Genomic DNA, 24,250 nt, shown 5'->3' with positions numbered 1-24,250 from the left:
GAATTCCCGGGTCCTGGTGGATTATTGGCGGGTGCGTATTGTTGTGGAACACGATGTGCAAATACCCATGCGCGACGGCGTGTTATTGAGCGCCGATCTCTACCGCCCGGACACCACCGGGGCGGTACCGGTGCTCGTCCGCCGGACGCCCTACGGGAAGTCGGGAAGTCCCGGCGGGGCCTCGGTCGACGGACTGCGGCTGGTCCGCTCGGGCTACGCCCTGCTGGTGCAGGACGTCCGCGGCCGGTTCGCCTCCGGCGGCGCCTTCGAGCCGTACTGGAACGAAGCCCCGGACGGCGCGGACACCGTCGCCTGGGCCGTCCGGCAGCCCTGGTGCGACGGCTCGGCGGGCCTGTTCGGCCGCTCGTACGAAGGCATGGCCGCGCTGCTCGCGGCGGGCGAGCGGCCGCCCGGCCTGGGCGCCGTCGTCCCGCACGTGGCCGGCTCGGGGTTCGACGAGGGCTGGACCCGTCAGGGTGGCGCCCTGCAACTGGGCTTCCTCCTCTACTGGGTGCTGTACGACCTGCTGCTCGACGGGGCCGGGCTGACCGGGCCGGAGCTGGCCGAGGTGGCGGCCGCCGTCGACCGGATCGATGCCCTGTACGCGGATCCGGATGCCGTCGCCTACCTCCTGGACCGGCTCGCGCCCTATTACCGGCAATGGCTCGGACATCCCACCGGTCACCCCTACTGGAAAGCCGCATCCCCCCGCGACTCGTATCCGTCGATAAACGTTCCGTCCCTCCATGTGACGGGGTGGTACGACATATTCCTCGCCGGCGCCCTGGAGAATTTCCGGGGAATTCGGGAACAGGGCGTGGAATCGCGTCTGGTGGTCGGGCCCTGGTCCCATTGCGTCACCGGCGGGATATTTCCCCAGCGCCGTTACGGGCTCGCCGCCGACGAGCAGCGGCTCGACGTCACCGGTCTGCACCTGGACCACTTCGACCGCCATCTGCGCGGGCGCCCGACCGGTGCGGCGGCCTCGGCGCCGGTGCGGCTCTTCCTCACCGGCGCCGACGAGTGGCGCGCCTTCCCCGACTGGCCGGTCCCCGGCACCGAGGAGCACGTGCTCCACCTGGACGGCCGGCGGCTCACGCCCGGACCCGCCCCGCGCGCCGCGGGCCGCGACACGATCCGGCACGACCCGGCCGACCCGGTGCCCACCACCGGCGGCGCCACCGCCCTGCCCGGCCAGTTCACCGGCGCCGACTGCGGCCCGCTCGACCAGCGCGAGGTGGAGCGGCGCGCCGACGTCCTGTGCTTCACCGGCGCACCGCTCACCGCCCCGTTGACCGTGGTCGGCGACACCGTCCTGACGGTGTACGTCACGCCGGACGCGGCGGGCGCCGACATGACCGGCAAACTCGTCGACGTCCGGCCCGACGGCCGGGCGGAGCTGCTGTGCGACGGCATCCAGCGGCTGGAGCCGGTGGGGGAGGACGCGGCGCCCGCTCCCGGCCGGCCGGCCGAGGTCACCGTCCGCCTCGGGGCGATCGGCCATGTGTTCCGCACCGGCCACCGCGTCCGGCTGGAGGTCGCGGCGAGCAACGCGCCACGCTTCGACGTCCATCCCCGGGCGGTCGCGCACCACACCGTCCACCACGGCGGTGACCATCCCTCACGCCTGGTGCTGCCGCGTCTCGCCGACGGCTGAGGAGACGGCTGGGCGGACGGCGGGGCCGGCGGCGTCCTGATGGAAGACCGAGAGGTCCGCCACCTTCTCGATCCGCCGGCCCGCCTCCCAGTGCGCCCGGCGCAGCCGCCGCAGCTGGGCCTTGGTCAGGCGGGTGCTGTGCTGCGGGATCGACCGCACCATACGGGCCCGCTTGGCCGAGGCCGGGTAGCGGTCCCGCACCCCGTAGGGATCGTTGAGCAGATGGTGCGCGGTGCCCGTATGGAAGGCGATCTTCAGCAGCGCGTAGTACGCCGCGGCCCCCGCCCCCTTGCCGCGGGCGCAGTGCGCCAGGGTCCGGACCGCCTCGTACCAGCGCCACAGCACCGGCACGGCCGGCGTGGTGAACACGCCCGTCTCCTGGGCGATGCCCTCGCCGACGCCGTAGCGGAAGTAACTGCGCATGTTCGCGAAGCCGTGCTGGGCGTCGTGGAAGATCCGGGCCTCGGGCAGGTACACCACCGGTATGCCGGCCAGCTGGAGCCGGAAGTCGAACTCCCGGTCCTCGCACCAGTGGATCAGCTCGTCGAAGTGGTATCCGCCGATGTGGTCCACGATCGTCCGGTTGTAGACGAGCGGCGGGGACAGCGCGCTGACGTAGTCGCCCTCGTCGAACTCCCGCACCCGGGCGGTCAGTCTGCTGAGCAGGCCGTCCGACTCCCCGTACACCACCTGCCCCTTGACCACCGGGTCGGTGAGGACCGCGCGGACCATGGACCGCACCACCCCCGGGGCGAAGGTGCAGTCGGAGTCCATCAGCAGCAGGTACTGCCGGTCGGTGGCGGCGGCCCCCGCGTTGTAGGCCGCGCCCAGGTTGCCGACGTCCTCGATCTCGGTGACCGTCAGCGGCCTCGGATGCTCGGCGATCAGCTTCAGCACGGCCTCGGTGGGCCCGTTCAGCGCCAGCACGATCTCGACGTCCTCGTCGATCGACGCGATGCAGTCGGCGATCCGCAGGTCGTCGCGCAGGGCGATGACCACGGCCGTGCGGGCGATCCCCTTCTCGACCGCGGTCTCGTCCACCGAATCGGTGGCCATCTCGTTCTCCCTCGTCTCGTCGGTGCGTGTGCGGGCGGGCGCGTCCAGCGGCCCGCGGCCGGTCGTCGCCGGTGTCGTGGTCATCGCGTCGCCGCCTTGAACCGCAGGGGCAGCGCGCGCAGCGTGCGCTCGGCGACCGCCTCCGCCGCGGCGCGCTCGTCGGCGTACGCGATCACCCCGGCCAGCACGTCGGCCCCGCCGCGAAAGGGCGGCACCACGGTCCCGGGCGTGAGCTCCATCCCCCAGAAGACGTCGTGCACCCCCGCCCGGCGGGCGACGTCCCGCGGGTTGCCGGCCCACTCCACCACTCCGCCGTCCGCGGGCAGGAAGCGCTGGACCGCCGCCCCGCGTCGGGTCGGGCGCAGCTCGGACAGCTCCAGCGGCCGGCCGAGAGCCAGCCGCACCACGTTGGGCAGCGGGTCCACCCCGGTGGCCAGCCGCATCACCTCGGTGGCGATCCGCGCGCCGGTGAGACGGCAGGTGATCTCCAGGAGCACCACCCGGCCGTCACGGGTGCGCAGGATGTCGGTGTTGATCACCGCGGGGTCCAGCCGCAGTGCCCGGGCCCCGCGCCGGACGGTCTCGGTGACCTCCTCGATCTGCTCGGCGGTGAGCCGGCTGGGCAGGGTGTCGCCGCCTTCGAAGAAGTACGGGGCGAACTCCTCCTTGCGCCCGTACTCCCGGTCGCCGAAACCGAACCGGTGCAGCTCGCCGTCGGCCATGAACGCGGCCAGGGTGTGCTCGGTGCCCTCCAGGAACTCCTCGACGACGATCCGGCCGACGGGGCTGAGCCGCAGCGCCTCGGCCGCCCCCTGCCGTACCGCCTCGGCCGACTCCACCTTCAGCACGCCCAGCGAACCGGTCTGATCGATCGGTTTGATGACGGCCGGCAGACCGACCTCGGCGACCGCCCGCACCGCCTCCCGCACACTCCCGGCGGTCGCGAACCGGGGCAGGTCCAGGCCCGCCGCGCGCAGGATCGCCAGCCGACGGTCCTTGAGCGTGCAGTCGAGCGCCGTCTCCAGGGGCAGGCCGGGGCAGCCGAACCGGTGGGCCACCGCGCTGATCACCGGCGGATTGTCCGCGCCGAGCGAGAACACGCCGTCCAGCCGGTCGACACCGGCCGCCGACAGCTCCGCGAGGACCGCCGTGCCGTCGGTCGGGTCGCAGACCAGCAGCGTGTCCGCGGCCGCCCGCGCGCGGTCGGTCGGCGCGTCGGTGATCACGGTCAACTCACGGCTCGGCGACCGCAGTTCCGCCAGCGAATGGTCCATCCCCGAACCCAGCCCGCAGACCAGGAGCCGCTCAGTCACGGCCGCCTCCCGGCCCGTCGCCGGTCGCTCCGCCGGCGCCGGGACCGCCGGCCGCGGGCGGGGTGCGCAGGCTCAGCACCTGGAACACCTCCGCGTGGCCCGAGCCCGCGGACACCGTGCCCCGGTAGCGGGCCAGGCCGCGGACACCCTCGTCCCAGGCGGCGTGCCGCAACTGCGAGACGTACGCGCGCATCGCCTCGACCTTGGTCTCGATCTGTTCGTCGATGTTCTCCGCGTACTGGAACCGGGCCATCGGCGCCCACACCTCGTATCCGAGCACCAGCCGGGGCGCCGGCATCGGCCGCCCGCCCGTCTCCTGGAAGAACTCCGACTGCGCCATCCACAGCGTCTCGGTGGTCAGTTGGTGCACCATGCGGTGTTCGACGTCGTCGTCGTTGTCGTGCGGCAGATAGACCAGCTGCGGCCGCACCTCCCGCAGCACCCGCACCAACTCCAGGTGCACCCGGCGGGAGAGTGCGAAGTCCCGTGACGGCTCGTCGAGGCGGATGCAGCGGTGCACGCCCAGTGTCTTCGCGGCGGCCCGCGTCTCGGCGGCGAAGTCGGCGTCGGTGACCGCGTCGTCCAGGGCGCTGCGCTCACGCCCGATGACGACGACCACCGTCACCCGGGCCCCGTCCCGGACGTGTTTGGCGATGGAGCCGCCGCAGCCGATGACGTCGTCGTCGGGGTGCGGCGCGACCACCAGCACATCGGTGAGGCCCGTCACGACCGCGCCTCCGGCGCCTGCCGGGCCCAGACCGCCCACTGCCCGGTCAGCTCCACGCCCGTGGCGAAGGGGGTCCGCGCGGTGAAGCCGAGCAGGCGTTCGGCCTTGTCGTACCGGGCCCGGGCGGTCGAGCGGTACAGCTCCAGCTCCCAGTCCGGCACCGGGGTCCCGGCGGTCCGCCCCGCCGGACCGTCCAGGCCGCGCAGGTCACGGATCGCGTCGAAGAACCGTCCCCAGCCGAGCGGTTCGCCGTTGCCGACCAGGAAGCGCTGACCGGCCGCCGCCTCCTTCGCGGCGGCCAGGAGCACCGCTTCCACCAGATCGTCGACGTACACGGCGTTGCACACGCCGGTGTCCTCGCCCGTCGGGAGTGCGGCGAAGTCGCCTGCGGCGCGGCCGAGCTGGGCGGTGGTCCACTGACCGCCCCAGGGCCCGTAGACCACGCCGGGCTGGAGGACGACGGTCTCCAGCTCCGGGCCGTGGGCGTCGAGCACCAGCCGTTCGGCGGCGAGCTTCTGCTGCTCGTACTCGCGGTCGGCGGGGTCCGCCGGGCGGCCCGGCGACTCCTCGGTCAGCTCACCGGCGACGGCGGGGTCGTAGACGTCGATGGTGCTCAGGTGCACCACCCGGCGGACGCCGGCGGCGCGGGCGGCGGCCAGCACGTTCGCGGTGCCCTCGACGGAGGCCGCCCAGCGGTCCGCCTCCTCGCCGGCGCTGCCGAAGGCGCAGTGCACGACGGTGTCGCACCCCTCGAAGGCGGCCCGCAGGCCGTCGGTGTCCAGCAGGTCGGCCCGGCGGAACTCCAGCCGCTCCTGCGGCAGCACGGACAGCCGCGCGGCCCGGCCGAAGCCGCGCACCACCGGCCGTACGGTGGCCCGCGTGCCCAGCGCGAGCCGTTCGACGACGCGGCCGCCGATGAAGCCGCTCGCACCGGTGACCGCCACGGTGCCGGTGAGCGTGTCCTTGACGCCGGTCTCGGCGCGGCGGATGGTCCAGGGCCGGGCGGCCTCCTCGCGGGCGCCGCCGTAGCACTCCTGGATCAGCTCGACGACGCGCAGGCCGTCCTCGGGACCGGAGTGCGCCGGGGTGGTCCCGCGCACGGCCGCGGCGAAGTTGGCGAGCTGCTCGGTGAACAGCAGCTCCCACTCGCCCTGGGCGGGGGCCACCGCCGCCACGTCTCCCCGGTGCAGCTCCACGCCGTCGGAGGAGACCAGGGTGCACTCGCCGGCCGGGAAGTCGGTCCCGATGGTGACGGTCGCCCTGGTGCCGGTCACCGTGCAGGAGATGCCGAGGTCGCGCAGCCGGCTGAACGCGCAGTGCACGTCGACCCCGCCGAACCGCAGATGGGTGATCGCGTCGGCCTCCACCCCGCCCAGCGAGTCGTCCAGGTGGCGGACGACCCGCACCTCGGGGCCGAGCCACCACAGCAGCGTGTCGAAGACGTGCGAGGCGGTGTCGGTGAGCACTCCGCCGCCCGCGAGCCGCCGGTCGAACATCGACCAGGAGACCGGCTCCCAGGCATACGGGTGGCCCTCCGCCCAGTCGACCCGCACCACATCGCCCAGGTCGCCGTTCTCGATGAGCCGCTTGACCCAGGCGTACGCGGGGAACAGCCGCCGCGGGTGGGCCATCGCGAGCAGCGGCGCGGAGTCGTCGGCGGCGAGCGCGACCAGGCGCCGGGCATCCTCGACCGAGGTGGTCATGGGCTTCTCCAGCAGCACGTGCTTGCCGGCCGCGAGCAGGGACTCGACGGTCCCGGCGTGCGAGGTGTGCGGTACGACGACCACGGCCGCGTCGAAGGCGTCCGCGGCCTCGGCCGGATCGGCCGCGATCACCACCTGGTCGGCACCGGTGCCGCCGAGCTCGCGGTACAGATCGAGCGCGGCCCGCGCCTGGCGTGGGTCCCGGTCGATGAGCGCGGTCAGCCGCACATCGCCCTTCAGCGGCGGCAGGGCGGGCACGTGGCAGCCGCGTGCGGCAGCGCCGCATCCGACGATGGCGAGACGTACGGGAGGCATGATTCTCCAGGGGTCGCATGGGGATGGATCGCGAGGGGTGTGCACGCCACGGCGAGGACCGCGGCGGCGGGGGTCAGGGCATGGCCCCCGCGTGGTGCACCCAGATGTTGGGTTCGGCGTAGGTCCCGTATCCGTCGGCGGTGACCCGCAGCGGCACCAGGCCGCCGGGCAGTGGATGGGCGCCCGGCCCGGGCAGCGGATGCCCGAGGAACTCAGCCCAGCGGGACACCGGCTGACGGATCACCAGGGACCTTTTGGCGAAGCCCAGTTGCCGGGCGCCCAGTTCGAGGTGGGTGCGCAGCCACGGATCGAAGCAGCGGCCGTCGGGGCGGCGCCAGGCGGCGTACTCCTCGATCGGGATCAGGGGGTAACGGGGCTTGCGGGTGGGCCGGACCGGGATGATCAGGCCGCGGGGGCACTGCTCGGCGGTCCTGGTGCGGGCCTCGGCCAGCAGCCGCTCGGCGTGGCCGGCCGCCCGGTGCGCGGGATCGACGGACACCGACAGCATGCAGAGGGCGTCCGGGTGGTCCGGCGGGCCGTGGTCGACGGTCTCGACCAGGACCTCGTCACTGCCGGAGGGCAGCGACGAGGCGGTGCCGTCCCACCGCACCGGCAGCCCGTTGGCCGCCGCCACCAGCCGCCCGCCGTCGTCCACCAGGCAGAACTGATGGGCGGGGCAGCTCTCGTACATGCCGTGCCAGCGCCAGTTGCCGGGGGACTCCCAGCCCATGAACGCGGGCATGTTGGCGCCGATCAGCGCGTCCACCTCGGGCAGCAGCCACGGATCGCGGGACAGGTCGGTGAGGGTGAGTGCCACGGGTGCGCTCAGCCCAGCAGCCGCGTCTCGGCCGTGGCCCGCATCGGACGGGAACGGCGAAGGTCGGCCGTGACACACATCCGCTTGAGCCACCGGTCGGTGCCGTCGTAGCGGGGCTGGAACGGCAGGCGGCCGTGCACCGCCCGGTGGTTGTCGATGAAGAGCACGTCGCCCTGGTCCGCGACCACCTCCCGCATCCCGGCGTCCACCACCTTGAACAACGCGTCGTAGGCACGCCGGGCGTCGGCGTCGTCCTCGGGCACGGAGGTGAAGTACGGGTCCAGACGCATGTACGGGTCCTGCCGCGAGCCGTAGAGCAGCGGGCCGAGCGGACGCTCGTCGAGCATCTTCTGGATGGTGGCGAAGCGGGCGGCCTCCTCCTCGGAGGCGATGGTGTTGTTCTTCGGCAGATGCGACTCGTCCGGCGCGATCCAGAAGCGCGGCTCGAAGAGGATGTCGATATCGTCCTCGTCCAGCGAAGCCAGGTCCAACTCGCCGACCGTGGTGGGCACATGGTCCGGATTGCGCAGGGCGCCCAGGATCAGGTAGTCGCTGCGGTAGGGGTGGAAGGCGTCCTCGGTGTGCCAGGTCAGCAGCTGCTTGCTGCCCATGCCGAGCTGGTCGTTCTCGTGCCGGCGGATCGGGAAGATGTCGTGCACGAGGTGGCCGTCCTGCTGCGTGGCCCAGCCGAAGGGCTCGCCCAGCAGCGCCGAGTACAGCATCAGCAGCAGCTCCTCGGGGAACTCCGGCCCGGGCCGGTGGCGTCCGCGCCAGTGCTCGGGGGTGGGCCCGATGCGCCCCTGGTCGAACTCGTGCCCGCGCACGACCACATGGCCGTGGCGGTCGGCCAGCTTGAAGTCGCGCAGGAAGTGCTGCACGCCGAGCGGCAGCCGGGCCGCGAGCCGCGGCAGGTCGCGCAGCAGGCCGGCGTCGCCGAAGGAGGGGTAGGCGGCGGCCAGTTCGAGGGTGAGCCCGGCGGTCGCGGCGGCCTCGTCGGGGCTGAGGGTGTAGCAGGGTGTGGACTGGTCGGTGAGGTTCGACATGACCAACTCTCGTTGAGTGTCGGGTGGTTACTGCCCGCGGGCGGCCGGAGCCGGGCGCGCGGGCCCTCGGGTGGTTCTGGTGGTTCCGGTGGTGCGGTGGTCCGGGCGGTGCCGGCGGCGCGGTGGTCCGAACGGGGCGCGTAGCGTTCCGCGTGCCGCGATGGGCTCAGCGCCGGGCGGCCTCGCCGGCACGGAGCGCTTCGGCCAGCAGCCGGGGGGTCGGACACCGGAGCAGAGCGCTCGCCCGCAGCCCGGCCGCCGCCGGGAAGCACCCGCGCAGCCGCGCGAGCAGACGCATGGCCAGCAGGGACTGGCCGCCGTGATCGAAGAAGTCGTCGTCGGGGCCGATCCCCGGCGCGTCCAGTACCTCGCGGAACAGGTCCGTCACCGTGGACAGCGGTTCGTCGCGGGGCTCCGGTCGGGAACCCGGCGCCTGACCCGGTGTCCGCGATCCGGTCGGCGCCAGAGGGGCCAGAGGGGCCAGAGGGGCCAGAGGGGCCAGGGGTGCCCGGGACGCCAGGGGTGTCCGTGGGCCCTCCGCCGTGTCCGGCTCCTTGCGCACGGCGACGTGCTCCGCCGCGACCCAGTCGCCCAACCGGCGTTTGTCGATCTTGCCGTGCCGGTTCTTCGGCAGGCCCGACACCCGGAACACCACCCGGGGCACGGCCCAGTCCGGCAGGTGCGCCGCCAGCGGTGCCAGCAGGGCGTCCTTCTCCGGCCCGGCCACCCGGACCGCCGCGCCGGGCGGCGGCGCGTGCTCGGGGTCCGCCGGGACCGTGAAGGCCCACAGCGCGGTACCGGTCCGCGGATCGGGGAACACCACGGCCTGATCCACGGCGGGGTCCGCGCACAGGGCCCGCTCCACCCGAGCCGGCTCCAGCCGGTGCCCGCGGATCTTCACCTGGTCGTCGAGCCGCCCGAGGAAGACCAGGTGTCCGTCGGCGTCGATCCGCCCCAGATCGCCCGTCCGGTACACCCGAGCCCCAAGGGAGGCGGACAGCGGGTCGAGCACGAACCGGCGGGCGGTGGCGGCCTCGTCGTCGAGGAAGCCGCGCGCCAGCAGAGGTCCGCCGATGTGGATCTCTCCGGACGCGCCCCGCGGCACGGGCCGGCCGTCGCGCCGGACACTGATCTCCACGTCCCGCAGCGGCATGCCGAGCGGGACCTCCTCGGCGTCGGCCGGAAGCAGCCCGGTGTAGAAGGTGGAGCTGACGGTGCACTCGGTCAGTCCGTAGACGTGGGCCAGCCGGGCCGGCCGGCGGGCCTGCCACTCCCGGTACGGCCGCGGGTCCATCCGTTCGCCGCCGACCACCACCAGGCGCAGCGCCTCCGGCGTGGTCAGGCCGCGCGAGTCGAGCCAGCGGGCGTACTCAAGCCAGTACTGCGTGGACAGTTCCACCACCGTGGTCCCGGTGCGGGCCATCATGGTGTGCAGTTCCTCCGCGTCCAGGGCCTGCGTGTCGGCCCGGCACACCACGGCCGCGCCGGAGAGGAGCGCGGGGAACACCTCCTCGATCAGCACGTCGAAACCCAGTGCGGCGACCTGGAGCCAGCGGTCCCCGGCGGTCAGCTCCAGCCGCCCGGCGACCGCGACGGCGAACCTGCGCAGCGCGTCCCGCTCGACGACCGTGCCCTTGGGCGGTCCGGTGGACCCGGAGGTGAACAGCACGTACGCCACGTCGCCGCCGGAGGCCCGGACCGACCGCCGGGACGCGAAGCCGTCCGCGCCGACCGAACCGGCTCTGTCCGGGGCCGAGTTGCCCGCGCCCGCCGCGGGGTCGCCGGTGTCCGGGGCGGAGCCGTTCGCGCCCGCCGCCGGACTGCCGCTGTACGGGCCCGAGTTGTCACGATCGGCCATGTCCCCGTCGGCGCCGGGCGGCCCGGCCGGCACGTAGGCCGTCGCGGGTGCGTGGGCGCCGTCGCCGAGCCAGACCGCGGCCCGCGTACGCCGCACCAGTGACTCCCGTGCGGCGAGGGGCAGTCGGTCGTCCAGGACGGTGAACCCCGCCCCTGCCTTCAGCGCCGCCAGCATGCCGAGCACCGTGCGTCCGGGATCCGGGAAGGCCAGGCCCACCAGCCGTCCGGGACCCGCGCCGCGCGCGGCCAGGGAACCGGCCCAGGCGTCGGTCAACCGGTCCACCGCCCGGTACGACCAGATGTGACGTACCGTCATCAATGCTGTTCGGCAGGCGTGTTCACGTACACAGCGGTCCCACAGGTCCAGTACGTCGGGGGCGCCCGCGGCGGTCATCGGACGGCCCCCCGGGTGCGCAGGAACGCGGAGAGTCCCGCGAGTCCGGCCCGGAACTGGTCCTCCGGTCCGCCGAAGCCGAGCCGTGCGCCGTACGGCGCGCCGAAGGCCGTACCCGGCACCAGCAGGGTGCGGTGGCGGGAGAGCAGGTCCAGGCAGAGCCGCTCCACCGCCGCGGGCCCGGCCGCGGCCCGCTCCAGTGCGCGGAAGACGGGCAGCGCGCACACCCCGCCCTCCGGCGGCGTCCAGCGCACCAGGTCCTCGTGCTCGGTCATCCAGGTGGTGAGGTGCGCCAGGTTGCGCCGCGCCTCGGCCGCCCGGGTGCCGATCAGCACGTCGGCGTGGCGCATGGCCCGCTCGGCGATCAGCTCGACCAGCGGCGACAGGAAGAGCGTGGTCCGGTCCCGCAGCGGGAAGGTGGCGGTGATGAGTCCGGGCGGCGCGATGGCCCAGCCGACCCGCAGTCCCGGCAGGCCGAAGGTCTTGGAGAAGGTGCCGTAGGAGACCGTGTCGCCGTGCGTGGCGGCGGGGTCCGGGAGCACGTCCCAGCGGTGCGCGATCTCGGCGGTGGCGGCGTCCCACACCAGGGTGGCGCCGACGGAAGCGGTCCGCTCGGTCAGTGCCTTCAGGCCCTGGGGCGACAGCGTGGCCCCGGAGGGGTTGTGCGGGAAGTTGACGACGACGGCCGCGGTCCCCGCGGTGACCAGGCTCTCCAGCACGCTCTGGTCGATCTCGCCGTCGCGCACGGCCGCGGCCGGCAATGCGGCGATGTCACAGCCCGCCGCCCGGGGGTAGTGACCAAGGGAATGGTAGATGCCCTGCTGGACGACGACCCGGTCGCCGGGCCGCAGCAGCGCCCCCAGCGTGAGCGCGATGGCCTCGCTGGAACCGTGGGTGACCAGCACCCGCTCGGCGTCGCCGCCCGCGTACCGGTCGGCGATCGCCTGGCGGATGCCCGCGCCGCCTTGCGAGACGCTGTCGTCCATGACGACCGCGTCCAGGTCCTCGGCCGGGATGCGGCACAACTCCCGTATCTCCGCGAAGGTGTACGGGTGGACGCCGCTGGAGCTGATGTCGTGGATGCCGGGGCCCAGGTGCCGGCGGTACCACTCTTCGAGCACCGGGGGGTCCTCACCCGGCGGACGCGGACTGCTCATGGTTGTGCACCTGTCCCTTCTACCCCTGGCCGGCGCTCTGACGGGTGTCCCGCCACCACCGCTGTCCGGCCAGCGGAAGCGTGTCGATGGGGTCGTAGTAGTGGTACGAGCCGCCGCCGGCCTCCGGGTCCGCCATTTCCAGCGGGGTGAGCCAGCTCTTGCTCCAGTGGGATATGCCGAGTTCGCGGTCGTAGGAGTCGGCCTGGTCCACCCAGCGCTTGCCGGCCATCGGCACGTCGCACACGATGCGTGGCGTGGCGAAGCCGGGCAGGTAGCCCATGATCTGACGCTGGATCACCTGGGCGCGGCGCAGCGGCACCCGCCAGTGCTCGGCGTTGGGGATCATGTCGCACATGTAGAAGTAGTACGGCGTGATCCCGGCGTGGTCGGTGAGCGCGAAGCACAGGTCCAGCAGGTCGTGCGCGCTGTCGTTGATCCCGCGCAGCAGCACACCCTGGTTGCGCACCTCGTGCAGTCCCGCGTCCAGCAGCGCCCGGGCCGCCTCCGCCACCGCGGGGGTGATCTGCTGGGCGGCGTTGGCGTGGGTGTGCAGCGCGATGCGCACCCCACGGGACCTGGCCGTCCGCGCCACCCGCGCCACACCCTCCAGCACGGGACCGGACCGCCAGTGCTGGGGCAGCCCGACCAGCCCCTTGCTGGCCAGCCGGATGTCCCGGACCGACTCGATCTCCAGCAAGCCGCCGAGGAAGCGCTCCAGACGGGGCCACGGCATGTTGGCCAGGTCGCCGCCGGAGACCACGACGTCCCGGATGCCGGGGGAGGCGCGCAGATGATCCAGGATGCGGCCGGCCCGGTCGGCGGGCTTCAGCCGCAGTCTGTTCTTGGCCACCTGGGGCGTGGAGTTGCCGACCAGATCCATCCGTGTGCAGTGCCCGCAGTACTGCGGGCACGTCGACAGCAACTCGGCCAGCACCTTGGTGGGATAGCGGTGGGTCAGCCCCTCCACCACCCACATGTCCTGCTCGTGCAGGGAGTCCCGGGCGGCCATCGGATGCGAGGGCCACTCGGGGTGCCGGTCGGAGAAGACGGGCAGCATGTAACGGCGTACCGGGTCGTCGTAGAACGCCTTGCCGAGCTCGCCCGGGCGGCCCACGGCCGCGGTCGCCATGGTGTTGAGCATCTGGGGCGGCAGCAGCACCGACATGGTGGCGCGGTGCAGCCGGTCCCGCTCCCAGTCCTCGTAGAAGCTTTCCGCGAGCAGATCGCCCATGACCGCGCGCAGGCCCTTCGCGTCCTTCACACAGTGCGCGCGCTGCCACTGGGGGTCGGCCCACTGGTCCGCGGTGACGTCACGCCAGCCGGGCAGGCGGCGCCAGTCCGGCTCCACGAGCGGACGGTTGCGGTACTCGTACAAGCCCTCCGGCGCCGCTGGTCGGGCCTGGCCGCGTGGCGTGTCCACCAACCCGCACCCCCATCCCCTTGGTTTCGGCCGAATCGCCTTGCGTCGATCTTGCAGAGGGTGCGGGGTTGTACACGACAGGAAGTTGTACGGGGTGAAGGTGCCGAGTGCCCCTGTACAACCCGGAATCGCACGGCGGGAACCGGAAGCGCCGGGCCGGCGCGGACAAGCGGCGCGGACGCCCTCGCGTACCGGTTGACCGGCTGAGAGGGTGGCGTAATTCATTAACTGATGTTGAAGTACTCATGGTTGACATGTACCACTTGCCGAAGATCCGGTCCGGTGGATCTCTCATCGGAAACCGCCGGTCTCCGGCTGATCGTGCCGTCGGGACCCTGCGCCGCTGACCACGGTTGTACGGCCCCGCGGAACCTGTGCTTACGACGACACAACCGAGCATCAGGGGGGAAAGTGCCCAGGCCAGAGCGGTTATTGGATCCCACGGCAGGACCACTGGAGGCGTTCGCCCACGACTTGCGGGCCCTGCGGAGGCGGGCGGGGAACCCCTCGTACCGCACCATGGCGAAAAAGGCCCACTATTCGGTGTCCACGCTCGCCGAGGCCGCGCGGGGACTGCACAAACCCTCTTTGAAGGTGACCCTCGCCTATGTGGGCGCGTGCGGTGGCGACCTGGAGTCGTGGTCCCGCCGCTGGCAGAGCGTCCGCGACGAACTGGAAGCCGGTGACGCGCCGGTACCCGGGCGGTCGAGCACGGGACGGGAGTCCCGCCGCTCCAGCGGTATCCCGGCCCCGCGCGGCGCCCGGGGGCCCGGCCCGGGCCGTCGGCCCGTCCGTACCCGGGCCGACGAGAGCCCGGAGCGCGGCGGCTCCGACGCCGTTGTACGCGGCGCCCCGCACGACGCCGGCACGGACGGGCTGACGCGCGACGAGAAGGCGGAACTGCTGCGGCTGCGCCTGGAGGTCGAGGAACTGCGGCGCGCGAACGAGGTGCTGAAGGCGGCGTCGGCGATCTTCGCCGCGGATCTCCGCACAACGCGGCAGGTCGTGTACAACTCGGCAGGCGGACAAGATCGGTTGGTGTGACCGGCGCGCGCCGTGCCCTCGGGTGCGGGGCGCGACCGGGCGATCCCGACCGACCTTTGGGGACTGACCATGCGTGTGCTCGGAGTCAACGGCTGGCCCGGGGCCAGCCACGATGGTGCCGCCTGCCTCGTCGTGGACGGCGAAGTCGTCGCCCTGGCCGAAGAGGAACGATTCACCCGGAACAAGCACGCCTACGGAGAGGCGCCCCTCAACGCCGCCGCGCACTGCCTCGCGGAACACGGCCTCACCCTGGACGACATCGACATCGTCGCCCACGGGTGGGACCTGCCCAAGCTCTTCCGCGACCGGCACCTGGACTGGTTCGCCACCGACGCCGACGCGCTGGAACACCTGCTGCCCAAGGCGCTGTTCCCGCGCACCCGCGACCCGCGGCTGACGTTCGTCGACCACCACATCGCACACGCCGCCAGCGCCTACCACCTCTCCGGACGGGACCGGGGCGCCATCCTGGTCCTGGACGGCCAGGGCGAGGATGCGAGCACCACCCTCGCCGTCGGCATCGACGGTGAGATCAAGACCCTGCGCGCCTATACACCCGGCTGGTCACTGGGCTACTTCTACGCCGCCGTCTGCGAGTACGCCGGCCTCGGCGCCGACGCGGCCGGCAAGATGATGGGCCTGGCCTCCTACGGCACCCCCCAGGACCTCACCTTCGGCGGAGCGCTGGACTTCACGGACGAGGGCTTCGCCATCAGCGTCGTGCCGCCCGACCTGCGCTCCATCGGGGGCACCGACGAGGAGACGGCCACCATTCGGCACTGGCTGGCGCACCTGGAGAACGCGCTGCCCGACGCGCCCAACCGCCGCGCCCGCCGCTTCTCCTCCCGGCTGGGCCGCTACACCACGGTCACGGAACGGGACCCGTTCGAGTACCGTGACCTCGCGGCCACGGCCCAGGCAGCGCTGGAGCGCGCGGTCATGGCCGTCGTCCGCACCCTGCTCCGCGAGAGCGGCGAGAGCACGCTGCTGATCGCGGGCGGCGTCGGCTTCAACGCCACCCTCAACGGCAAGCTCATGCGCATGCCCGAGGTCCGGGACCTCTTCGTCCAGCCGCTCGCCGGCGACCAGGGCGTCTCGCTCGGCGCGGCGGTCTGGGCCGCGGCCCAGGAGGGCGACCGGATCCAGCCCATGAAGGGCTCGGTGGCCTGGGGCCCGCAGTGGAGTCCCGAGCAGATCCGCCAAGTCCTGGAGAGCACCGGCACCGCCTACACCGAGCCCCCGGACATCGCCGCCGCGACCGCGGACCTCCTGGCCGCCGGCGGGGTCGCCGGCTGGTTCCAGGGCCGGGCCGAGGGCGGCCCCCGCGCCCTCGGCCACCGCAGCATGCTCGCGGTGCCGAGCCCCGAGCGGACCCGCGACCGGGTGAACGTCCGCATCAAGGACCGCGAGGCATGGCGGCCGTTCGCCCCGAGCATGCGGCAAGAGGCGGCCGAAGCCCTGATCGGCACCACCACCCCGCTGCCGTACATGATCGTCACCACCCCGGTCACCGAGGCCGGCGCCGCCGTGATGCCCGCCGTGGTGCACAGCGACCGCACCACGCGGCCGCAGACCGTCTCCGCCGATGCCGACCCCCTCTACCACCGGCTCATCGGCGAGGTCGGCGACCGCACCGGCGCCGCGGTCGTCCTGAACACCTCCTTCAACGGCCGCGACGAACCGGTCGTGTGCAGCCCGGGCGACGCCCTCGCCACCTTCCACCGGCTGCCGATGGACGCCCTGGCCCTCGGCCCGTTCCTGGTCCGGCGCCCCGACGGTGCCCCGCGGGAGGCCGGCGCATGACCGCTGCGGCCCGCCCGCACACCGGTGTCCCCGCGCGGTCCGACGCCCCGGGGGACAACGGCCCCGCGGCTTCCGCCGGCAAGGGCCCGGCAGCCCCCGGCGGCACCGCCGGTCAGGACGGCCCCGGCGGCCCGTCCGGGCCGGCCGCCGAGGAGATCCGCGCCCGGCTGGAGGACTGGCTCGCCGGCACCGTGCTCGCGCCGGAGGCCGATCTGTCCGCGCCGCTCGTCGATCTCGGTGTGGACTCCCTGGACCTCATCCGCACCGCCCGCCGCATCGAGGACGCCTACGGAGTCCGTGTGCCACCGCGCGAGCTGGCCGTCCCGGAGATGACCATGAGCCGGCTGGCCGCGCTGGTCGCCGAGCGCGCCGGGCCGCGCCGCACCCTGGGCGCGGGCCTGCCCGGCGCCGGGCACGGCCCGGTCGTCCTCACCCCCGCGCAGGAACAGGCATGGGAGGAGCAGACCGGCGACCGGGGCCACTGGAACCAGGCACTTCTCCTCACCACCCGGCCGGGCCTGGACGGCGAGCTGTTCGCCGAAGCGGTCCGCCGCCTGGTCGCCGGGCACGCCTCGCTGCGTCTGACCGTCGAGACCCGCCCGGCCCGGCGCCCGAGGCAGCTGGTGACCGCCATCGCGCTCGACGGCCCGCCCGGCGCCGCCCTCGGTCCCGTGCTGGACACGGTGGACGTCTCCGGGATCGCCGACACCGAACTGCCGTCCGCCATCACCCTGCGCTGCTCGGTCGAACAAAAGACACCGCACCCGGAGAACGGACCGGTGACCCGGTTCGTCCGCTTCGACGCCGGGCCGGCCCGTCCGGGGCGGTTGCTGATCGTCGTCCACCAGATGGCCTTCGACATGGTGTCGTGGTCCGTTCTCCTGGAAGACCTGGAGGAGTTGTACACGGCACTCGAAGCCGGCCACGACGATGTCCGGTGCGCCGAGGGAACTCCCTACCCGGAGTGGGCCGAGGCGCTCGCCGCCCACGCCCGCACCGCCGACGCCGAGGCGGAGGCCGACTGGTGGACCGAGGTGGTCCGCGCCCCCGCGGCCATCCCGCTGGACCACGCCGTGGCCGACCCGCGCGAGGCGAACACCGCCCGCACCGCCGCGACCCATCACGAGGAGTTCCCGAGGGAGCTGACCGCCCTCCTGAACGCGGCCGCCCGCGCCCATCGCGCCCACCCCGGCGACCTGGTCCTGCACGCCTTGGGCGAGGTGCTGGCCGGGTGGCTGGGCGAGAGCGCGGTCCGGGTCGACATCCTGCGGCACGGCCGCGAGGAGGCCGTCGGCGAAACCCATCTGGCGCGCACCACCGGCTGGTTCACCACCACCGTGCCCGTCCGCCTCGACCTGGCCCCCGGCACCGCGGCCGAACGGCTCGCGCGGACCGTCGGCCATCTCGCGGCCCTGCCCGGCGGCGGCGTGGGGTTCGGCGCCCTCGGCCGCCATGGCCGGCCGCGCATCGCGGCGGCCCTGCGCGCCGCCCCGCCCAGCGACATCTCCTTCGACTTCGAGGGCGCCGACACGGACACCCTGCCGCTCGGCACCCTGCTGCCCGAGGTGGCGCCGGAGCCCGTCGGCGACATCACGGCCCCGCACTGGACCCGGCCCCATCCGGTCGAAGTGATCGCCACGACCGACGACGAGGTGCTGCGCGTCGAGTGGTGGTACTCCACCGCCCTGCACGACGAGGCGACCGTGCGCGACCTCGCCGCCCGCCACCGGGCCGCCCTCACGGCCCTCCTCGACGCGGCGGGACCCGACACGGCCGGACCCCGTACCAGCTGAACACCCCACGGACGGACCAGAGAAGGCGCTCTGCCCCATGACCCTGCCCAGCCTGCTCGACCCCTTCCTCGCCACCGCCCGCTCCGGCCCCGGCCGGGCGGCCGCCCGCTTCGGCGAGGCCGCACCCGGGGACGGAACCGCCCGCCGGCACCGCACCGGCGGCCTCGTCCGCGAGACCGCCGACGGCACCCTGGTCCGCCCCGGCCGTATCGACCACCAGATCAAGATCCGCGGCCACCGGGCGGACCCGCTGGACGTCGAGGACGCCATCGGCCGCCTCCCCGCCGTGACCGCCGTCGTCACGGCCCTCCGCACCACGGGCGAGCACACCGCGCTCGTCGCCTGCGCGGTGCCCGCGCCCGGCGGCGCCGCGCCGGACGACGACGGCACCGGGTACCGGGCCGCCGTACCGCGCGCGCGGCTGTGCGCCCCGCGCCCCGGACACCTGGTCCCCGACCGGGTCGCCGCGGTCCTCGAGCCGGCGCACACCCGCACCGGCACGGCCGGCCACGAGGCCACCGGGGACCGGTACCTGTGACCAACCGACTCTTCGATGCCTCGGTGGCCCCGGCCACCCTGCCCGAGGCGGACGCACGCGGACCCTGGGCCTACCTGTGGTGGCTGACGCGCATCCGGCCCTGGCCGCTGGTCCTCAGCGCCGTGCTCGGCGCCGCCTGGATGATCCCCCTGGCGCTGGTCCCGCTCGTCATCGGGAAGGCCATCGACGAGGCCGGCCAGGGCGGCGGCGACACCGGCATCTGGCTGTGGTCGCTGCTCGCGCTCGTCCTGGGCGTCGTCCAGGCCGCCGCAGGCGCCGGCCTGATCCAGGCCGCGGTGGGCGCCGAGGCACACGCCCTGTCGGTCAGCCACCGCGTCCTGATGCGGCAGGTGGTCCGGCTGGGCGCCGGCCTGCGCGGCCGGGCCCGCTCCGGCGACGTGGCCGCGTCGGCCGCCGCCGACGTCGAGAGCATCGGCAACGCCTTCGAGGTGGTCGGCCGCACCATCGGCGCGGTGGTCGCCGCCGTGCTCGTGGCCGTGGCCCTCACGGCGACCTCGCCCGTGCTCGGGCTGGCCGTGCTCATCGGCGTCCCGGCCGCCGTGCTGGCCATCGGACCGCTGCTGCGGCCGCTCCAGAAGCGCGACGAGGAACAGCGCGAACAGATGGGCATCGCCACCTCCCAGGCCGGCGACATCGTCGCGGGCCTGCGCGTGCTGCGCGGCATCGGCGGTGAGGCCGCTTTCGCCGAGCGCTTCCGCCGCACCAGCCAAGAGGTGCGCCGTGCCGGCGAGTCGGCAGGCCGGATGGGGGCATGGCTCCAGGCGGCGGGGGTCTTCCTGCCCGGCCTCGTCACCGTGGGCATCGTCTGGTTCGGCGCCCGCCTCGCCCTGCGGGGCACCATCACCGCGGGCGAACTGGTCGCCTTCTACGGCGCTTCGGCCTTCCTCACCCTCCCGGTGAGCACCGCGACCGAGGCCGCCGAGACGCTCAGCCTCGCCAAGGTCGCCGCCGGCCGGCTCTGCGGCCTGCTGCGCCTCACCCCCGACACCACCCGGCCCGCATACCCCGAACCGCTGCCACCGGGACCGCTCTCCCTCGTGGACGCCCACACCGGCATCACCGCCGAGGCCGGACGGCTCACCGTGGTCGTCGCCCCCGCCGACGGCACCGGGGACCTCGCCGACCGGCTCACCCGTCCGACCGGGACCGACGACGGCACGTCGGCCGTACTGCTCGGCGGCGTTCCGCTCGACCGGGTGGACCCCGCCGAACTGCGCTGCCGGGTACTGCGGTCCGGCCCCGCCGACAGCCTGTTCAGCGGCACCGTACGGGAAGAGCTGACCGCCTCGGCCGACCGCTCCGCGCGGGACCTGCGGCGCGCGCTGTCCACCGCCGATGCCGCGGACGTGGTCGAGGCACTCCCGGCCGGTCTGGACACCCGCCTGGAGGAGGGCGGCCGGGCCCTGTCCGGCGGCCAGCGCCAACGCCTCGTCCTGGCACGGGCGTTGCTGGCCGCCCCCGACGTCCTGGTGCTGGAGGACCCGACCTCCTCGATCGACGCGCACACCGAGGCCCGCGTGGTCCACCGGGTGGCCGCCGCCCGCGCGGGCCGCACCACCCTCGTGTTCAGCGACAGCCCGCTGTGGCGCGGGGTCGCCGACCACGAGATCCGCCGCCTTCCGGACCCCGGTCCCGGCAGCCCCGACCGCCCCGCAGGAGTGCCCTCGTGACGACGACCCGCTCCCAGGCCCCCGCCCCGCGAAAGCCGTCCCAGCGTCGCCGTCCGCCGCCGGGCCCGAGGGCGTGCCCGGTCTCCCGGGGCGGCTGCCCCTCGCCGACCGGGCCGACGTCCGGGCCTGGGCCGGCGCCTTCCTGCGCGCCGAGGCGGCCCCGCTGCTCGGCACCTTCGCACTGTTCGCGGCCGCCCTGGTGGCGGGCCTCACCGGGCCCCGGCTCCTGGGCCACCTGGTCGAGTCCGTCAAGGCCGGGACCACCGCCGGCCGGGTCGACCTGCTCGCCCTGGCCTTCGTCGCCATCCTCGCCACCCACGCCCTGCTCACCCGCGCTGCCCGCACCCGGGCCACCCTGCTCGGCGAGCGGGTCCTGGCGCGCACCCGCGAGGACTTCGTCCGCAGGGTCCTCGGGCTGCCGCTGTCGCAGGTGGAGAGCGTCGCGACGGGCGACCTCCTCAGCCGGGCCACCAACGACGCCGACCGGCTGAACGAGAGCATCCGGCAAGCCGTCCCCCGTATCGCCCTGGCCGCCGTCACCCTGGTGTTCACCCTGGCGGCGATCGTGCTGACCTCGCCCCTGCTCGCCCTCGGGCTGCTGGCAGGAGTGCCCTTCGCCGTCCTGTCGACCTGGTGGTACCGGCCACGCGCGACCCGCGCCTACGAGCGCCTGCTCGCCCAGGAGGCCGACGTCCTGGCCGTCACGCACGAGACCGCCCGCGGTGCCGCCACCGTCGAGTCGCTCGGCCTCGGGCCGCGTCAGACACGGCGTCACGGCCGGGCCGTCGACCAGGTCGTACGGACCCGGCAGCGCACCACCTGGCTCCAGACCATCTGGTTCCCCAGCCTGGACCTCGCCACCATGGTGCCGATGGCGCTGACCCTGCTCATCGGCGGACTCGCCTTCCAGCGCGGTGCCGTGGGACTGGGCGAGCTGACCGCCGTGGTGCTGTACGTGCAGGCGCTCGGCGAACCCCTCGACGACCTGCTCACCTGGACCGACGAACTCCAGATCGGCAACGCCGCGCTGCGCCGGATCCTGGGAGTGGACCGGCTGCCGTACGAGCGGCCGCGGCCGCCGGTGGCCACCGAGAGCCACGCCATCCGGCTGGAAGGCGTCGGCTTCGGCTACGGCCCCGGCTCCGAGGTCCTCTCCGGCATCGGCCTCGACATCGCCCCCGGCGAACGCCTGATGGTGGTCGGGGCCTCCGGCGCGGGCAAGTCCACCCTCGGCAAACTGCTGGCCGGGGTGCACCACGCGACGCGGGGGACCGTGCGCGTCGGCGGCGCCGAGATCGGCACCCTGCCGGTGGACCAGCTGCGCCGCGAGATCGTGCTCGTCACCCAGGAGCAGCACGTGTTCACCGGCACCGTACGGGACAACCTCACCCTGGCCCGCGAGGACGCGCTGCCGGACGAGCGGCTCTGGGAGGCGCTGGAGACCGTCCTGCTGACGGACTGGGCGCGCGCGCTTCCCGACGGACTCGACAGCGAGATAGGGCCGGGCGCCGCGCCGGTGTCGCCGTCGGCGGCCCAGCAACTGGCACTGGCCCGGCTGCTGCTGTCGGACCCGCACGCCCTGGTCCTGGACGAGGCCACGGCGCTGCTGGACTCCACCGCGTCCCGCCGGGTCGAGCGCTCGCTCGCGGCGCTGATCGAGGGCCGCACCGTGATCTCCATCGTGCACCGCCTGGACTCGGTGCGGGACGCCGACCGCGTCGCGGTGATGGACCGCGGGCGGATCGTCGAGCTCGGCAGCCACGAGGAACTGCTGGCGGCGGACGGCGCCTACGCCTCCCTGTGGCACGCGTGGCAGACGGCCCGGCACGTGGACCCGGCGGTACGGAGCGAACCGGGGGGCGACGGGGACCGGTCGTGACGTTGTCAGTGAGCCGTCGGTGTAGAGGGCGGCCCCGGTGGCAGCAGTGGTGCTGCTGGGCGGCAGCAGTGGTGCTGCCGGGCCGGGGAGTTCCGGCCCGTACGCTCCTCGGCACGTCCGGAATTGTCGCAGAATAGCCGTCGTGCCAGTCATTCAATAATACTTTAGCGGCCGGCTGATGAGGGTTCCGGTGAGGCTGCCGTCGTACCGGCCGAGCTTCCGCCCTGATCGACGGGATTCTTGTCGGCGCTCAAAAAGAAACGCCGCTGCCAACCGCGCCATTAATGCGCCGATCAGAATCGGCCGCCCGGCGCGTCACTTCCGTCGCTGCGCACCCAGGTATCCCGCATGTGCCGTGGAGTTCTCCTTTTCGTATTCGACGCCGATCCGCGCCTGTGGGACAGTCGCGTAAGAGCTGAACACGCTCTCTGGTGGTGTTAAGGAGCACGAGGTGCCTATTTTCAGGCGCTTGATCTCGCCCGAGGGGCGTATCTGGGAGACGGACGAAATCGTGGCCCGAGTATTCGGTGCCGCTGAACTTCTTGCGCGCCGTGGCGTCGAACCCGGATCGCGGGTGATGATGAGCAGGGCGAATTCCCCGGAATGGGTCGTCGAGCTGCTGGCGCTCGTTCACCTCGACGCCTCGGTGGTCCTGACCGATCATCGGGCCACCCCGTCATGGCGCTCGCAGATCCGTGCCCGGGCGCGGGTCCTGCTCGACATCGGTGACGACGCGGACGTCACCGCGGCGCCCTCACCCCCTTCGGACGCGGCGTCCGTGCCCGATCTCGCGGCCTGGGCACGGCGCCAGGACGCGGCGATCTCCTGGTCGTCGGGTACGACGGGCAGCCCCAAGGGCATCGTCCGCTCCGGGAGTTCCATCCTGGACAACCTCGCGCTCAGCGCGGAACGGATGGCGTACCGGCCCGACGACGTCTTCCTGCCCGTCCTGCCGTACTCCCACCAGTACGGCCTGTCGCTGGTCCTCTCCTGGTGGCTGGGCGGCGGCACGCTCGTGGTCTACGGCCCGGCCACGCGCCTGGACCGCGCGCTCGAGGTCGGCGTGGACCACGGTCTCTCCATCGTGGACGCGGCCCCGTCGACCTATTACAGCCTGCTCAATCTGTTCGAGCGCCGTCCCGCCCTCGCCGACGCGCTGGGGACGGTACGGGCCTGGTGCGTGGGCGGTGCGCCGCTGGGACGCAGTCTGGCCGCCCGGTTCCACGCCCGCACGGGCCGGCACCTGCTCGACGGCTACGGGGCGACCGAGGTGGGAAACATCGCGCTGGCGACCGAGGCCGATCCGGTCGGGTGCGGCACGCCACTGCCCGGCGTGAGCGTCGAGGTGCACGACGAGCACGGCAGGCCGCTTCCCAGTGGCCGGCTCGGCGAACTCGTCGTCCGCAGCGACGGCCTGATGACCGGTCGGCTGGGCGATCACGGCGAGATCCTCCCGGTTCCGGATCCCGTGTACCGCACGGGTGACATCGGCCTGCTCGACGACGCCGGCCGGGTGTTCCCGGTCGGACGCAAGCACGCGGTGCACCGTGACGGCCACACCCTCTATCCCGACCACCTCGCCAGGCGGGCCGAGGAAGCCGGCGTCGAGACGCAGGTCATCGCCGTCCCCGACGACCGTCTGGGCTGCCGGCTGGTGTTCGTCGTCGCCGACCCGGACGAGCACGACCCGGCGCACTGGAAGCGACTGCTGCGCGCCGCGCTCGCCCGCTACGAACAGCCCGACCACCTCGTCGTGCTTCCCTCGTGGCCCCTGACGGGCACGGGGAAGCCCGACCTGGCCGTTCTGGAGAACATCGCCATGGCCTCGCTGCCCGCGTCGCGGAGCGAGATCAGCGGCCCCGCCGCCGGTCAGGGCGTCGGCGGGGCCGGGTACCGCATCCCCTTCGCCGGCCGCGTCGACGCGCTGCGCGCGGTGCGCCGGTACGTGGCCGACAACGAGGACGCGGTGGTGGAGATTCTCACCGAAGTCTCCCCCACCGCACCGCCGTCGCGGAAATCCATTCGTTCCTTGCCGCTCTCGAC

At 73.7% G+C, this 24,250-nt stretch carries 15 protein-coding genes and 2 pseudogenes; 8 read left to right on the top strand and 9 right to left on the bottom strand.

What is annotated here, in order from left to right:
• Positions 1–67 precede the first annotated feature (67 nt).
• Complete coding sequence (locus GHR20_RS05080; protein ID WP_243877939.1) at positions 68–1,657, top strand: CocE/NonD family hydrolase; 1,590 nt, start codon at positions 68–70, stop codon at positions 1,655–1,657.
• Here the strand turns inward: GHR20_RS05080 and GHR20_RS05075 are convergent.
• The 9 genes from GHR20_RS05075 to GHR20_RS05035 all read right to left on the bottom strand — a co-directional run bounded on the left by GHR20_RS05075 (position 1,622) and on the right by GHR20_RS05035 (position 13,459).
• A complete protein-coding gene (locus GHR20_RS05075) occupies positions 1,622–2,797 on the bottom strand; it encodes a glycosyltransferase (protein ID WP_243877938.1) in 1,176 nt (391 codons plus the stop codon). The two genes, GHR20_RS05080 and GHR20_RS05075, sit on opposite strands and share 36 nt — an antisense overlap.
• A complete protein-coding gene (locus tag GHR20_RS05070; RefSeq protein ID WP_153812391.1) occupies positions 2,794–4,026 on the bottom strand; it encodes an ATP-grasp domain-containing protein in 1,233 nt (410 codons plus the stop codon). The genes GHR20_RS05075 and GHR20_RS05070 overlap by 4 nt, the downstream gene beginning before the upstream one ends.
• Positions 4,019–4,753: a PIG-L deacetylase family protein gene (locus GHR20_RS05065; RefSeq protein ID WP_243877937.1), complete on the bottom strand. Its 735-nt coding sequence runs from the start codon at positions 4,751–4,753 to the stop codon at positions 4,019–4,021. The genes GHR20_RS05070 and GHR20_RS05065 overlap by 8 nt, the downstream gene beginning before the upstream one ends.
• Positions 4,750–6,771: an NAD-dependent epimerase/dehydratase family protein gene (locus GHR20_RS05060; RefSeq protein ID WP_153812389.1), complete on the bottom strand. Its 2,022-nt coding sequence runs from the start codon at positions 6,769–6,771 to the stop codon at positions 4,750–4,752. Before GHR20_RS05060 ends, GHR20_RS05065 begins: the two co-directional genes overlap by 4 nt.
• A gap of 73 nt (positions 6,772–6,844) precedes the next feature.
• Positions 6,845–7,588, bottom strand: a complete 744-nt coding sequence (locus GHR20_RS05055) for a hypothetical protein (protein WP_153812388.1) — start codon at positions 7,586–7,588, stop codon at positions 6,845–6,847.
• Between the two features lie 8 nt (positions 7,589–7,596).
• Complete coding sequence (gene vioC, locus GHR20_RS05050; protein WP_153812387.1) at positions 7,597–8,631, bottom strand: arginine beta-hydroxylase, Fe(II)/alpha-ketoglutarate-dependent; 1,035 nt, start codon at positions 8,629–8,631, stop codon at positions 7,597–7,599.
• A 166-nt stretch (positions 8,632–8,797) separates the two neighbouring features.
• Positions 8,798–10,882 (bottom strand): amino acid adenylation domain-containing protein, encoded by a 2,085-nt coding sequence (locus tag GHR20_RS05045; RefSeq protein WP_153812386.1) that lies wholly within the window; start codon positions 10,880–10,882, stop codon positions 8,798–8,800.
• Complete coding sequence (vioD, locus tag GHR20_RS05040; protein ID WP_243877936.1) at positions 10,879–12,039, bottom strand: capreomycidine synthase; 1,161 nt, start codon at positions 12,037–12,039, stop codon at positions 10,879–10,881. Before vioD ends, GHR20_RS05045 begins: the two co-directional genes overlap by 4 nt.
• A 19-nt stretch (positions 12,040–12,058) precedes the next feature.
• Positions 12,059–13,459: a lysine 2,3-aminomutase gene (locus GHR20_RS05035; RefSeq protein WP_208446841.1), complete on the bottom strand. Its 1,401-nt coding sequence runs from the start codon at positions 13,457–13,459 to the stop codon at positions 12,059–12,061.
• Positions 13,460–14,329: 870 nt separating this feature from the next.
• On the opposite strand from GHR20_RS05035, the pseudogene GHR20_RS37310 reads away from it, so the two are divergent.
• The 7 genes and pseudogenes from GHR20_RS37310 to GHR20_RS37300 form a co-directional block, all read left to right on the top strand.
• Positions 14,330–14,434: pseudogene (locus GHR20_RS37310) on the top strand (XRE family transcriptional regulator); the annotation flags it as partial.
• A 138-nt stretch (positions 14,435–14,572) separates the two neighbouring features.
• Positions 14,573–16,306, top strand: a complete 1,734-nt coding sequence (locus tag GHR20_RS05025; RefSeq protein ID WP_153812385.1) for a carbamoyltransferase C-terminal domain-containing protein — start codon at positions 14,573–14,575, stop codon at positions 16,304–16,306.
• Positions 16,303–18,099 (top strand): condensation domain-containing protein, encoded by a 1,797-nt coding sequence (locus GHR20_RS05020; RefSeq protein WP_153812384.1) that lies wholly within the window; start codon positions 16,303–16,305, stop codon positions 18,097–18,099. Before GHR20_RS05025 ends, GHR20_RS05020 begins: the two co-directional genes overlap by 4 nt.
• A gap of 37 nt (positions 18,100–18,136) precedes the next feature.
• On the top strand, positions 18,137–18,637 hold the full coding sequence (locus GHR20_RS05015; RefSeq protein WP_153812383.1) for a hypothetical protein: 501 nt from the start codon (positions 18,137–18,139) through the stop codon (positions 18,635–18,637).
• Positions 18,634–20,328, top strand: a complete 1,695-nt coding sequence (locus GHR20_RS05010; protein ID WP_153812382.1) for an ABC transporter ATP-binding protein — start codon at positions 18,634–18,636, stop codon at positions 20,326–20,328. Before GHR20_RS05015 ends, GHR20_RS05010 begins: the two co-directional genes overlap by 4 nt.
• A gap of 73 nt (positions 20,329–20,401) precedes the next feature.
• Positions 20,402–22,207, top strand: a complete 1,806-nt coding sequence (locus GHR20_RS05005) for an ABC transporter ATP-binding protein (protein ID WP_153812381.1) — start codon at positions 20,402–20,404, stop codon at positions 22,205–22,207.
• A gap of 451 nt (positions 22,208–22,658) precedes the next feature.
• Positions 22,659–23,573: pseudogene (locus tag GHR20_RS37300) on the top strand (AMP-binding protein); the annotation flags it as partial.
• Positions 23,574–24,250 lie beyond the last annotated feature (677 nt).

Origin of the sequence: Streptomyces sp. SUK 48 (genome assembly GCF_009650765.1) — a bacterium.
Classification (GTDB): domain Bacteria; phylum Actinomycetota; class Actinomycetes; order Streptomycetales; family Streptomycetaceae; genus Streptomyces.
The sequence above is the reverse complement of the archived record's forward strand: the minus strand, read 5'-3'. Positions and strand labels throughout refer to the sequence as shown.

Excerpts from the sequence above, each read along its gene's own strand:
- GHR20_RS05080 (WP_243877939.1), top strand. The coding sequence starts at position 68 with ATGCGCGACGGCGTGTTATTGAGCGCCGATCTCTACCGCCCGGACACC.
- GHR20_RS05075 (WP_243877938.1), bottom strand. The coding sequence starts at position 2,797 with ATGACCACGACACCGGCGACGACCGGCCGCGGGCCGCTGGACGCGCCC.
- GHR20_RS05060 (WP_153812389.1), bottom strand. The coding sequence starts at position 6,771 with ATGCCTCCCGTACGTCTCGCCATCGTCGGATGCGGCGCTGCCGCACGC.
- vioC (WP_153812387.1), bottom strand. The coding sequence starts at position 8,631 with ATGTCGAACCTCACCGACCAGTCCACACCCTGCTACACCCTCAGCCCC.
- GHR20_RS05045 (WP_153812386.1), bottom strand. The coding sequence starts at position 10,882 with ATGACCGCCGCGGGCGCCCCCGACGTACTGGACCTGTGGGACCGCTGT.
- vioD (WP_243877936.1), bottom strand. The coding sequence starts at position 12,039 with ATGAGCAGTCCGCGTCCGCCGGGTGAGGACCCCCCGGTGCTCGAAGAG.
- GHR20_RS05025 (WP_153812385.1), top strand. The coding sequence starts at position 14,573 with ATGCGTGTGCTCGGAGTCAACGGCTGGCCCGGGGCCAGCCACGATGGT.
- GHR20_RS05020 (WP_153812384.1), top strand. The coding sequence starts at position 16,303 with ATGACCGCTGCGGCCCGCCCGCACACCGGTGTCCCCGCGCGGTCCGAC.
- GHR20_RS05015 (WP_153812383.1), top strand. The coding sequence starts at position 18,137 with ATGACCCTGCCCAGCCTGCTCGACCCCTTCCTCGCCACCGCCCGCTCC.